Genomic DNA, 13,123 nt, shown 5'->3' on the forward strand with positions numbered 1-13,123 from the left:
TTATCGCCAAGACGGGTTAGGCGTAGACGACATTTGCAGAACGAGTTCTCCACCATTTGTGATTTCACTGTGTAGCAAATAGGCGCGGTTTAAAGGTTCGCCATTGAGCGTAGCAGACTCCACAAAAACATTATCTGGTCCATTATCTAGGGTTTTGATCGTAAACTGTTTACCCGTGAAGTAGTCATTGTCTAAAGAAAGTGTGATTTCATCGAAAATAGGTGAGCCAAGATAATAAACAGGGTCCTGTTCTACGCCCCCGGTTAGCTGAAACAAGCCTATTTTCATGAGTACCGCCAGCGCGCCCATTAAACCCTGATCTTCATCACCGTTGTAACCACGTTCAGGAGATAAATGGGAGTAAACAGCGTCAACCACCCGTCTTGACCATTTTTGTGTTTTCCAGGGTGCGCCTGCTGCGCTAAAAATAAATGCGGTTTGCATGCTTGGTTGATTACCATAATTGATCGGAGCCCGACGTAACGACTCAATGGTTTCATCTGCATGAGCAGTGCCTGACGTGAAGCCTTGTTTTTCTGCAACAAGAAAGTCGCGGTCTAGACGCTCAATTAATACCGCTTCCCCGCCCATCAATTCGGCTAACCCTTTAATATCGTGAGGAACAAACCAGGTGCCTTGAGCGGGGTTCGATTCGACAAAGCCATTTTCGTATTGATAGGGGTCGAATGGTGTTTGCCACGTACCGTCTACATTTCTAGGGCGCATAAAACCCGATTCAGGATCAAAAACATTGCGGTAGTTTTGACTGCGTTTTAAAAAATAGCGATAGTCCTTCTCTTTTCCTAGCGCGTTGGCAAACTGAGCAAGGGTAAAATCTTGATACGCATTTTCTAAGGTTTGGCCCGGCCCCCTTCTATGATTGCCATAACTGCTTTCCTCCGGCGGAAGAGGAAATGGAATGTAGCCTTTTTCGAGATAATGTCGCATACCACCACCCATTTTGGTGTAGTGCTCATAACCCGCTTTTGCCATAATGCCTTTATCACTATGATTGTACGTTAACCCGCTGTAAGCCGTGTCAACATCGAAGTCTCGTATGCCTTTCATATAGTTAGAAACGATAAACGGCGTTGATGAAGCGCCTGTCATGACATAGGTGTAATTTCCCCCTGATGGGCCTCGTGGAATCATCGAGCCATCTTTATAGTAGGTAAGCAGACTGTTGGTGAAATCCGAGGCGACGCTTGGGTATACCAGCGGCCACAGCGTTGCAATGGTCCATTGTGCTCCCCAAAAAGAATCAGAGTTGTGATGGTTAAATAGCGGGACCCCCTTTTCATTGAGGGGAAGCTGTCTAATAACAGGATCTATGCCAGTTTGATCAACATATTGACCGTTGACGTCAGAGATGATGCGTCTGCCATGTAGTGCATGCCAAAGATCGGTGTAAAATCGGCGCTGTTGTTGTTCAGTTCCGCCTTTAACAGTGATTTTTTTAAGCCATGTGTTCCACTCTGTGAGTGCGGCATCTTTTGTTTTATCAAAGTGCCAGGTAGATAACTCTGCATCAATATTGGCTTTCGCATTCTCCACAGACACGTAGGAAATCCCCACTTTCATCAAAAGCGGTTTTGCGTCATGACTAAGTTCAATGAGTAGCCCTGCATTAAGTCCGTTAATGCCGCTAACGGCCGGGAATACATGTTCCCCTCTGTAGCTGTCTAGTCGAGCTATGTCTTTATCGAATTCGGCATAGTAGTAAACTTTTGTAGGGCGAGTTCTGCGGTACGTCGGCAAGTTTGTTATGTAGCCAGCTACCGCATTAGACGCGACTTGGTTTGCTTCTGCGTGACCTAATTCTGATGGACCTAATTTGCCGCCTAAGTTAAATAATACTTGTTGTGGGGTATTAGGCGCATAATGGTAACGATGAAAACCAACCCGGGTTGTAGCGGTAAGCTCAACATCAATTTTGTAACGATCTAATGAAAATTTATGGTAGCCCGGCTTTACAATTTCACTGTCATGAGAAAACGGAGAGTAATAGTCATTTTTAATCTCGGCCACAGGGCGAGTAGACGAGAGAGGCATAACGGATAGCCCGGATAGCTGCCACGCATGCACGTGGCTTATGCCTGTAATGTCGTTAGAATGGTAACGATAACCACTTCCCCATGCTCCGCCTATCTCGGTATCGGGGTTGAGGTTGACCATACCAAAAGGAAGCGATGCTGAGTCAAAAAAGAACCAGCGGCTGTTAGCTGAATCGAGATAAGGGTAAACAAGGTCAACGGGTTGCTTACTGGTCGCAAAACTTAACGAAAGCGGCGTCAAAACACACGACATTGCTAGAAAACACGTCAACCAAAGATTCTTTTTCATCCTCAACTACCTCAAACTAAATCGTTATTTACGCCTTTATAACAAGATGCCACACCAATTTCAAATTGGTTAGTCCAATTCTAGTCAGAGATGAATAAAATATACGCTTCGGAAACGTCAGCGAGATGTGACTGCATGGCTTTCTTTGCCGCATCGCTGTCGTAGCGAGAGAGGCTTTCAAGAATTTGCTTGTGCGCTTCGATATTAGGGTTGGAGCCTTTCTGGCGAATCTTGTCGTTAAATACACGGCTTATTTCCGACGATTCACGCAAAGACCATAACCATTCAACGGTGGTAATAATGGCGCTGTTTCGTGTTGCCTGTGCAATAGTGCGGTGGAACTTTCCGTCAAACTCCTCTGCCTCCTTTATCTTTCCAAGGGCGACCATGTCTTCCATTTGCTTAAGATAAGCTTTCAGTTTGAGTAGTTCCTCATTACTAATCCTTTGTGCTGCCAGTGCTGCTGCTTCACCTTCAAATAAAGTTCGAGCCTCCATGATCTCGAGGGGGCCTGGTGCATCTTCCATGACCAAACTCGTCTTTAAATTCTCTCGCTTTAATACGTAAACGCCTGAACCTGGGCGAATTTCTACTAAACCGGATACCTCAAGGGCAATCAATGCTTCCCGTACTGTTTGGCGACTGACTTCGTATTCTTGTGCAAGTTCTCTCTCAGGGGAAAGGCGATCTCCAGGGCTCAAATTGTCACTGATGATGAGCTGTGCAAGTGAGTCTGCAACTTGAAGATACAGGCGTTGACCGGTGCTCGAAGAACCAGAATGTAGATTTTTTGGACTTACATGTTGCATATTGGGCGGGCCAAATGTTAACTTAATGAAAAAGGTTTGGCCAATTTAAAGCTTTGTGGTGGTAAATTCAAGGTTACATCTGTGTTTTTACTCGACAGAGCATCGTTTATATAGGAATGAGTATGAAGATTACCGACGCTAAAGTCATCGTCACCAGTCCCGGTAGAAATTTTGTTACGCTGAAAATTGTTACCGAAGACGGGACCTACGGTATTGGCGACGCTACACTAAATGGTCGAGAGCTTGCGGTGGCAAGTTATTTAGAAGATCACCTTGTTCCATGCCTTATTGGAAAAGACGCGAGACGCATTGAAGACATATGGCAGTTCTTTTACAGAGGTGCATACTGGCGTCGTGGTCCAGTAGGGATGACGGCGATTGCCGCTGTTGATGTGGCGTTATGGGATATAAAAGCAAAAGCTGCCAATATGCCTCTGTATCAGTTATTAGGTGGCAGAAGTCGTGATGGCGTTATGGTTTACGGTCACGCAAACGGCAAAACGATAGACGATACGGTAGCCGAAGTCGGTAAGTACATCGATATGGGATATAAAGCCATTCGCGCTCAAACGGGGGTGCCCGGACTAGACAGTACATACGGCGTTTCAAAAGACAAAATGTACTATGAACCCGCAGATGCTGAACTGCCTACAGAAAACGTATGGTCCACGTCAAAATATTTAAATAGCGTACCTGAGCTTTTCAAAACGCTTCGTGAAACTTATGGCTACGACTACCATTTACTGCATGATGCCCACCACAGATGCACACCAATAGAAGCTGCGCAACTTGGTAAATCTCTAGAGCCTTACAAACTATTTTGGTTAGAAGATGCGGTTCCAGCAGAACTGCAAGAAGGTTTCAGACTGTTCCGTAAGCATACAACCACACCTATTGCAGTAGGAGAGGTGTTTGCTTCTATTCACGACTGCCAACAGCTGATTAGTGAACAACTTATCGATTATATCCGCACGACCATTGTGCATGGCGGAGGGATCACGCATTTACGCAGAATTGCGCATTTAGCGGAGCTCTATCATGTCAAAACGGGCTTCCACGGTGCAACTGATCTAAGCCCTATCACAATGGGCGCTGCACTTCACTTCGACACTTGGGTACCAAACTTTGGCATCCAGGAATATATGCGTCATACACCTGAGACCGACGAAGTATTTCCTCACGATTATCGTTTTGAAAATGGCTATTTGATAGCCGGTGAAACGCTTGGACATGGTGTGGATATCGATGAGGAAAAAGCAGCGAAATACCCTTATAAACGCGCTTACTTGCCCGTAAACCGATTAGAAGATGGCTCAATGTATAACTGGTGAGGAACAGAGCATGATTGGCGTATTTGGAGAGGTAATGATAGAGCTACAGCCCTATGGAGAGGGAATGTTCAAGCGCGGCGTAGCGGGAGATACATTTAATACGGCCGTAATGTTATCAAGGTTAGGTACAAGCGTGCGTTATTTTTCTGCACTTGGCGATGACGGATTTAGTGAAAGTATTCGTGTCGCATGCCGTCATCATGGCCTGCCTCTGTGTTCAATGATAAGTATTCCCGGCGAATCACCAGGAATGTATGCCATCGAGAACGACAATCATGGTGAGCGAACTTTCACCTACTGGCGCAGTAATTCAGCGGCAAAGCAATGCTTTACCAGTATTTCACTCTTCACGTCACTGGTGGAGAAAGCGGAAAACTGTACAGCCTTTTATTGGTCAGGGATAACCCTGTCTTTGATGAGCGAAGAAGTGTTGCACTGTTGGTTAGCTTTTCTTGCACGACAGCGCGCTAAAGGCAAATTAGTGTTCTTTGATACGAACTACAGAGCGAACCTTTGGCGGCGTCGAGATGATGTAGTGAATGCCTATCAGCAAGCCATCGCAAAAGCAGATTACTTCCTTCCCAGCGACGAAGACTTAAAAACAATTTTCAAGTTTTCAAACACCGCGATGTTAGAGCAATTCTGCGCTGCGTTGCCTTGCATCACATTAGTGTCTGCCAAGCGTAAAGCGTGCTATTGGATGAAGGGGGAATTGAATACACTTCCTTTAGATTTCAGTGACACCATGGTAGACGCTACGGGAGCGGGAGACGCCTTCAGCGGCGGATTTATCTCGGGTATTTCTCAGAACATGAGTATAGATCAAGCCATTAAAAAGGCACATGCTTGTGCGAGTAAAGTGGTTCAATTTAAAGGTGCCATTCTGCCAGAAAGCCAGTGGGGTAAATTATCAATACCGTCGGCGGCGAACGATGCCTAGTTCGTCGGCACACACTTAATGCAAAAACACCAGAATAATGCCAATCCCTACAACGACAAATTAAATAGGACATTGCACTATGCCCATTCCTTCACTTGAAAATCCCTACAGCAAAGCGTTTTTAGAGCAACATTGCAAAGACATTTATCGGTTTTATGACCCACGTGTTGTTGATCAAGAAGGCGGGTATTTTCAGAATTATTTAGACAATGGTGAGGTGTTTAATCCTCAGTTCAAACAACTAGTGAGTAGTGCGCGAATTATCGTTAACTATGCCCGTGGCTACAGCTTACTTGGCGAAAAGCAATATGCAGAATTGGCTATTCACGGCCTTACCTTCCTTGAAAACGTGCATTGGCGAGAAGACAAGCAAGGCTATGCATGGACCCTTCAAGGAAGTGACCCCCTTGATATGACCCAGCAAAACTACGGTTATGCGTTCGTTTTATTGGCCTATGCCGCAATTCACAAGGCAAAAATCAAAGATGCGAAAGAAGACATAAAGCGAGTGTTCGATTTAATGGAAACTCGGTTCTGGCAACCTGATTTTGAGCTGTATGCTGATGAAATTAGCGCGGATGGAGTACTGTCGCCTTATCGAGGTCAAAACGCCAATATGCATGCATGTGAGGCGATGATTTCTGCGTTTGAAGCAACCGGTGACAGCGTTTATTTTTCTAGAGCAAGGTGCATAGCCGAAAATATAACCTCACGACAGGCTAATCAAACGGGCGGTCTCGTATGGGAGCATTACACGCCAACATTTCAAACCGATTGGGATTACAACCGTGATGACCCCAAAAATTTATATCGACCTTGGGGGTTCCAGCCTGGCCATCAAACCGAGTGGGCGAAATTGTTAGTGTCGCTATATCGAATCGAACCTAATACTGCGTGGTTAACGCGTGCACAGTTTCTCTTTGACTCTGCTTATAAGGTGGCTTGGGACAACGAATACGGCGGACTGATCTACGGTTTCGATGACGAAGGAAACTGGTGTGACGACGACAAGTATTTTTGGGTTCAGGCTGAAAGTTTCGCCGCGGCTGCTCTGCTTTATCAAGAAACGAAGGAAGCGAAGTATTTAGACGCTTATAAAAAGTTATGGGCTTACAGTTGGGAACACTTTGTCGACCACCAATACGGTGCGTGGTTTAGGTTGCTGGGTCGCGACAATGCCAAAGTATCTGATGAGAAGAGTAGTGCGGGTGCAAAGTGTGACTACCACACGCTTGGTGCCTGTTTTGATGTATTAGTGAAACTGTAAAAAAGGATAATTTATGAACCCTACACCTGAAGTGGTGGCGCTCAACACTGAGCATCAGCCTAATACAATGAAGTTTGCCTTTTTTGCCATGACTGCCCTGTTTTTTATTTGGGGGTTCATTACGGCCTTAAACGATATTTTGCTGCCTTATTTAAAAGACGCTTTTGCACTAAGCTTTTTACAAGCGGCGCTTGTTCAGTTCTGCTTTTTTGGAGCTTATTTTGTTGTTTCGCCCATAGCTGGTCGACTTATTGACAAAACGGGGTATCAAAGAGGCATTATTTACGGCTTGGGTATTATTGCCGTTGGATGTTGTCTTTTTTTTCCCGCAGCATCCTTATCTAGGTATGGTATTTTCCTTTTCGCCCTGTTCGTTCTAGCCGCAGGTATCACTGTTTTACAAGTATCAGCTAATCCTTACGTCGCTGCATTAGGGCCTGAAAAAACCGCCGCTAGCCGTCTGAATTTTGCGCAAGCAATTAATTCACTGGGCCACACCGCAGCCCCCGCATTTGGTGCGATCCTTATTTTGGCGTCAGCCTCAAATGATAATTCAGCAGAAGCGGTGCAGCAGCCCTATTTAATAATTGCGGGGGTGTTGGTTGTTGTCGCTTTCATTTTTTCCAAATTGCGCCTGCCAATACTGCATGAACGCAGTGCTGATAGCGAAACGACAAAGCGATTTTCTATGCATGCCTTTCCCCACCTAAAATATGGTGTACTCGCCATATTTTTGTACGTTGGAGCAGAAGTTGCTGTGGGTAGCTATTTGGTCAACTTTTTCCTACAGCTTGGCATTGAGGGAATGAACAACGTAAGTGCAGGCGCCATGGTGTCTTATTACTGGGGAGCTGCAATGGTAGGCCGCTTTTTTGGGGCTTTTATTATGCGATTTGTTGCACCCTCAATCATTCTTGCTTTAAACGCGTTACTTGCAGTAGCAATGATATCTGTGTCGGTGTCTAGTAGTGGCGATATGGCAATGTGGACAATTCTCTCTGTAGGCCTTTTTAATTCTATTATGTTTCCCACTATTTTTGCGCTGGCCATTTGTGGGCTAGGAGAACATACCGGTAAAGCGTCTGGCTACTTATGCCAAGGTATAGTGGGAGGAGCAATACTGCCGCTTATTCAAGGTGTTGCCGCTGATGCCCTTTCGTTACAGTTGAGCTTTTTGGTACCAGCACTGTGCTACGTGTATATCGCATGGTATGCGCTCGTGGGGTCACAGAAAGTAAGTCAGTTGTAGCCTAGAGGTGTTACGTAGAGAGAGCGAAAGCGAAAAGATAGGCCTGAATACTAAGTGCTTGTCAGTGCGCAGCGCGCCTATCTTTTCTTATAATCATATTCTTTTAGCCAACATAAGTTTTGGTTGACTGGCGAATGACAAGCTCACAGTCAAAAAGATGGTTAACAAAAGCTTCTTCGCTTTGTTCTATAGTTTTTTTCTGTAATCGTCGAATAAGCGTAGAGGCTGCCGTATAACCAATGGAGTTCAACGGTTGACGCATGGTTGTGATATTTGGCCAAACCTTTGTGGTTATCGATATGTCATCAATCCCCGCTATGGAAAGCTCTTCAGGCACTTTGATTCCCCGACTTTGTGCTTCACACAATGCGCCAACGGCCATTTCATCATTGCTCGCAAAAATGACCGTTGGTCTAGGTGTTTTATTTAGCAACGTCATCGCCGCATCAACACCCGATTGATGGGTATAATACCCTTGGGCAATTAACGATTCATCGACAGGAATACCTGCTTTTGCATGCGCTTCTCTGAATCCTTGTTCAGTTCGTTTACTCGATGCTTGATCGGGATGACCTAAGATAAAACCAATATGTCGGTGCTTAAGCTTAATAAGATACTCAGTCATATCAAACGCGGCTTTAGTCGTATTAGAGCCAACGAAATCACCGCGCTTTGTATCTTTGGTTCCTATGCGAACATAACTGACGCCTTTGCGGTCAAGCATATCAAGAAGCTCGATTTTATCGCTAAGTGGAGGTACGAGAATAAGACCATCAGCCAGCGTGTTTTCAATGAAAGTTTGTATTTCTTCTACTAATGATGGCGAACGGTATTGGCAATCATAAAGGAATAGCCCCATGTGTTCTTCGGTACACGCTTGAAGGATACCCTTCTGTAAATTCATGAGATAACCAGGACTTGGGTTATCAGCGAGAAGTGCGATAAACAATGACCGGTTTTTAGCAAGAGCCATTCCAAGAGGATTGCGCTTAAAACCAAGCTCATCAATTGCAGATTGGACTTTTTCTTTTGTCTGCGGTCTCACGTTAGCTTCATTATTAATAACACGTGAAACCGTCTTCTTAGAGACACCAGCTTTTCGTGCTACATCCATAATGGTGACTGAAGCCATAAAATTCCATAACCCTTTCTAAACTTTGACGAGATAATATAAATCATCACCATAGTGCAACCAACAGTATTTGTGATACAAGCCGAAATCGGCTATTGAGTTGATGTTTATTTGTTAATAATGATAAATTTATATTAAATATTATCGCCCTTATTGTTTTATAAACATATTTGACACCGGTGTCAATTGAGTTTATAACTTCTATTTTGAAAAGGCCATCAGACAGGTAAGGTAGTCACTTACTATTATCCATGTCATTTCTTCAACAATGATGCGCTTTTTGACCATTAACGACAAGCAATGGAGAAAATATTGATGGCGTCTAAGTTGCACCTTCATCCAGATAGACTCTTTTCCTCTAATTCAGTGGAACGAGACATCGCAAGGACTCTTTATAATGAGGTGAAAGACTTACCTATCGTTAGTCCTCACGGTCACACTGACCCCGCTTGGTTTGCATCGAATGAGCCATTTGCCAATCCTACTGATTTACTCATCAAGCCAGATCATTACGTTTATAGAATGCTCTATAGTCAGGGCATTAGCTTAGACGAGCTAGGAATATGGAGAAAAGACGGAAGTTGCGCTGACGTTGATCCGCGTGAAATATGGCGAATATTTGCAAAACACTTTTATCTATTCAAGGGAACGCCGTCTAGCTTCTGGCTAAACTATGTGTTTGTGCACACGTTTGGTATTGAAGTGAAATTAGAGGAATCAACGGCTGACCACTATTACGACATCATAGACAGTGCGCTAAAGCGCCCTGAGTTCCTTCCTAGAGCATTATTTGAGCAGTACAATATCGAAGTGATTGCGACGACGGAATGTGCAACCGATGAACTGACATACCATCAACAAATTCTGGACTCAGGTTGGAGAGGTAAAGTTATCAGTGCGTTTAGGCCTGATGCTGTCATTGACCCCGAACATGAAAAATTTGCAACAAAATTAGCGAAACTCGGTGCGTTAACCGATTTAGATTGTACAGATTACGACAATTATCTGGCAGCGTTGCGCCATCGACGTGCGTTCTTCAAAACGATGGGCGTTACCTCTACCGACCACGGCCATCCCACAGCAGCCACAGCAGACCTTTCTCACAGCGAGGCCAAGAAGTTATTTGCCAAAGTACAAAGTAGTCACTTTACTACCGATGATGCCGAGCTTTTTAGGGCTCACATGCTTACGGTGATGGCTGAAATGTCTATTGAAGACGGTTTGGTCATGCAAATTCATCCCGGTGCTTACAGGAATCACAACAAGTCTGTGTTTGAAGTATATGGCAGAGATAAAGGCGCGGATGTTCCTTCTCCCACTGAATATATTCAAGCCCTCAAACCTTTATTAGATAAGTTTGGCAACAATCCAAATTTAAACATTATTTTGTTTACCTTAGATGAAACTGTATACAGCAGAGAATTAGCGCCGCTCGCAGGACATTATCCTTGCCTGAAGCTGGGGCCCTCATGGTGGTTTCACGATAGCCCTGAAGGGATGATTCGTTTTAGAAGACAAACCACAGAAACCGCTGGGTTTTACAATACGGTAGGGTTTAATGACGATACCCGTGCGTTTTTATCTATTCCAGCTCGTCATGATCTTGCTCGTAGAATGGACTGTGTATATCTCGCGGAGTTGGTAGCGCGTCACTATATCGATATGGATGAGGCTCATGGGCTTGCCAAGGACTTGGCATATAACCTAGCTAAACGTGCTTACAACTTATAGGTAGTAGTTATGACAGTAAAGAGGTTGGATCGCGAAATAGTGAGTAAAAGCGACGAATTATATCGTCCACAGACGCCAAATATTGGGATTGTCCATCTGGGAATAGGTGCATTTCATCGAGCGCATCAAGCGGTGTATACCGATGCATATATGCGCAAGAGTGGCGATCATGACTGGTTTATCGCCGGCGTGTCGCTCAGAAGCGGGACCGTTGCTGAGCAACTTAATCCGCAAGATGGCTTCTATACGGTTAAGGTGAGTTCTGCGCAAGGGCAAGAGCAGCAACTAGTTCAATCGGTTGCAAAAGTGTTGGTTGCACCTGACGACCCGCAAGCGGTGCTTTCGTTAATGGCTTCGCCATCGTGTCATATCATTTCTTTAACGGTGACTGAAAAAGGTTACTGCCTCGACCCATCAACGGGTAATTTAAATATGCAGCATCCTGATATTATTCACGATGTATCTAATTTAAATAAGCCGAAAACGGCAATCGGCTACTTGGTTAGTGCACTTAAAACAAGGTTTGAGGCGCAAGTCGACGCCCCTACCATTTTGTGCTGTGACAATTTACCGGAGAACGGCAGTACGACAGCAAGAATTGTGACGCAGTTAGCAACACGTGTGAGCGACGAATTTGTGGCTTGGATCAACGAGAATGTAGCGTTTCCCAACACCATGGTTGACAGAATTGTGCCAGCAACTACGCCTAGCGATATTGATGAGTTAGCGGATGATGCTGGCTACAGAGACAGTGCAATGGTGAAAACCGAAGCATTTACGCAATGGATAATTGAGGACAAATTTGCTGGTAAGCGCCCTTGTTGGGAAGAGGTTGGGGCTACTATTGTAAGCAATGTAGATGTGTTTGAAAAAGCGAAGCTTCGTCTATTAAACGGTGCTCATTCATCGTTGGCGTATGCAGGGTTCTTATCAGGCTATGAATTCGTTAGCGAAGTAATGGAAGATAAAGCCTTTGAACGATACTTAAATATTTTGATGTGTGATGAAATTGCACCCACGTTGACACCACCTCCTGGGTTGGAACTTACAAGCTACACAGCAGATTTGTTAGAGCGATTCAAGAACCCAGCGCTGTTTCACAGAACTTATCAAATTGCGATGGATGGCTCCCAGAAGCTGCCCCAACGCCTTTTTCATACTATTGAAGGTAGACTACAAAATGGCGAGAGCGCTGAGTGTCTGTGTTTCGCTGTCGCTTCATGGCTTCGCTATACTATGGCTTTTGACGCCAAGGGCGATGCGATAGAGGTACAGGACCCGCTTGCTGATGTGCTTTACGACGTTCAAAAACGTGACTTTTACGAGATTGATAAATTAGTTAAAGGGTACTTAGGTCTATCACAAATCTTTCCCCAAACACTCTCGACGAATGAAGTTTTTGAAGAGCGAGTTAAATACTGGTTGAGTTACATTTTAGCCAATGGTGTTTCTACCGCGTTAGATAGCTTGCTTCTAGAAGTACAGGACTATTCCCCACAATTAAAGCAGCAGGCAGTACTATGATAAATGTTACCGTATGGAATGAATGTCGGCACGAAAAAGAAGACGCTGACGTACAAGAGTGCTATCCCGAAACCATTGGCGGTTGCATTGTTGAGAGGCTTAAACCGTTCGGTTTTAACTTAACATCAGCAACGTTAGACGACCCTGAGCAAGGGTGGCCACAAGAGAGAATCGACAATACGGATGTCGCCATTTGGTGGGGCCACCGATACCATGATGAGCTTGATGACAAGCTTATCGATAAGCTTCAACAGCGTGTATTAGAAGGGATGGGGCTCATTGTTTTACACTCCGGACATCACGCTAAATTGTTTAAGCGCTTAATGGGAACAAGCTGTAACCTGAGCTGGCGAGAGGCCGAAGGAGGGGAACGTGAACGCGTATGGTGTCTGAAACCATCTCACCCGATTGCCTATAATTTGCCGCCCCAAATTGAGTTGCCTCAGTCGGAGATGTATGGCGAACCTTTTGATATTCCAGACCCTGATGAACTGGTATTTACATCTTGGTATCAAGGTGGGGAAATCCTAAGAAGTGGGTGCACGTTTACGCGGGGAAGGGGGAAAATATTTTTCTTTTCTCCGGGCCATGAAACCTTTCCAATATATAGAAACCCTCACATCATTCAGGTGCTTGCCAATGCCATACAATGGTCAAACCAAGCCCATACATCTGGATGGAGCATGAAAAACTGGGGTAGACCGGTGCCGTTAGAAAAAGGCGCACCCAAACAGACGTATTTCAAAAAGCCGCGAAAACTGATGCTCGCGGAAAAAGCCGCACAGAATAAATGATAC

10 protein-coding genes are annotated in these 13,123 nt (G+C 44.8%); 7 read left to right on the top strand and 3 right to left on the bottom strand.

Annotated elements, in window-relative coordinates:
• Together ACXACS_RS02490 and ACXACS_RS02495 are read right to left on the bottom strand one after the other, a co-directional pair.
• Nucleotides 1-2,343, bottom strand: a complete 2,343-nt coding sequence (locus ACXACS_RS02490) for a GH92 family glycosyl hydrolase (protein ID WP_474803662.1) — start codon at nucleotides 2,341-2,343, stop codon at nucleotides 1-3.
• 80 nt (nucleotides 2,344-2,423) lie between these two features.
• Entirely contained in the window at nucleotides 2,424-3,152 is a 729-nt protein-coding gene (locus ACXACS_RS02495) for a FadR/GntR family transcriptional regulator (protein ID WP_474803665.1), read from the bottom strand.
• A gap of 122 nt (nucleotides 3,153-3,274) precedes the next feature.
• Between ACXACS_RS02495 and manD the strand changes: the two genes are divergently transcribed.
• The 4 genes from manD to ACXACS_RS02515 all read left to right on the top strand — a co-directional run bounded on the left by manD (nucleotide 3,275) and on the right by ACXACS_RS02515 (nucleotide 7,939).
• Nucleotides 3,275-4,483 carry a D-mannonate dehydratase ManD gene (gene manD / locus ACXACS_RS02500; protein ID WP_474803668.1) on the top strand — a complete coding sequence of 403 codons (1,209 nt, stop codon included), beginning with the start codon at nucleotides 3,275-3,277 and terminating at the stop codon, nucleotides 4,481-4,483.
• A 10-nt stretch (nucleotides 4,484-4,493) separates the two neighbouring features.
• Nucleotides 4,494-5,423, top strand: a complete 930-nt coding sequence (locus ACXACS_RS02505; protein ID WP_474803671.1) for a sugar kinase — start codon at nucleotides 4,494-4,496, stop codon at nucleotides 5,421-5,423.
• A gap of 79 nt (nucleotides 5,424-5,502) precedes the next feature.
• Nucleotides 5,503-6,690 (top strand): AGE family epimerase/isomerase, encoded by a 1,188-nt coding sequence (locus ACXACS_RS02510; protein ID WP_474803674.1) that lies wholly within the window; start codon nucleotides 5,503-5,505, stop codon nucleotides 6,688-6,690.
• A gap of 13 nt (nucleotides 6,691-6,703) precedes the next feature.
• The gene (locus ACXACS_RS02515) at nucleotides 6,704-7,939 is read left to right on the top strand and encodes a sugar MFS transporter (RefSeq protein ID WP_474803677.1); all 1,236 of its coding nucleotides are present in this window, start codon (nucleotides 6,704-6,706) and stop codon (nucleotides 7,937-7,939) included.
• A 103-nt stretch (nucleotides 7,940-8,042) separates the two neighbouring features.
• Here ACXACS_RS02515 and ACXACS_RS02520 read toward each other — a convergent pair whose 3' ends face one another.
• Nucleotides 8,043-9,071: a LacI family DNA-binding transcriptional regulator gene (locus ACXACS_RS02520; RefSeq protein WP_474803680.1), complete on the bottom strand. Its 1,029-nt coding sequence runs from the start codon at nucleotides 9,069-9,071 to the stop codon at nucleotides 8,043-8,045.
• 300 nt (nucleotides 9,072-9,371) lie between these two features.
• On the opposite strand from ACXACS_RS02520, the gene uxaC reads away from it, so the two are divergent.
• Genes uxaC through ACXACS_RS02535 form a run of 3 tightly spaced genes read left to right on the top strand, consistent with a single transcriptional unit; the run spans nucleotide 9,372 to nucleotide 13,120 of the window.
• The gene (gene uxaC, locus ACXACS_RS02525) at nucleotides 9,372-10,802 is read left to right on the top strand and encodes a glucuronate isomerase (RefSeq protein ID WP_474803683.1); all 1,431 of its coding nucleotides are present in this window, start codon (nucleotides 9,372-9,374) and stop codon (nucleotides 10,800-10,802) included.
• A gap of 9 nt (nucleotides 10,803-10,811) precedes the next feature.
• Complete coding sequence (locus tag ACXACS_RS02530; protein WP_474803686.1) at nucleotides 10,812-12,326, top strand: mannitol dehydrogenase family protein; 1,515 nt, start codon at nucleotides 10,812-10,814, stop codon at nucleotides 12,324-12,326.
• Nucleotides 12,323-13,120 (top strand): ThuA domain-containing protein, encoded by a 798-nt coding sequence (locus ACXACS_RS02535; protein ID WP_474803689.1) that lies wholly within the window; start codon nucleotides 12,323-12,325, stop codon nucleotides 13,118-13,120. Before ACXACS_RS02530 ends, ACXACS_RS02535 begins: the two co-directional genes overlap by 4 nt.
• Nucleotides 13,121-13,123: the final 3 nt, after the last annotated feature.

Source organism: Alteromonas sp. AWM4_230 (assembly GCF_056158305.1).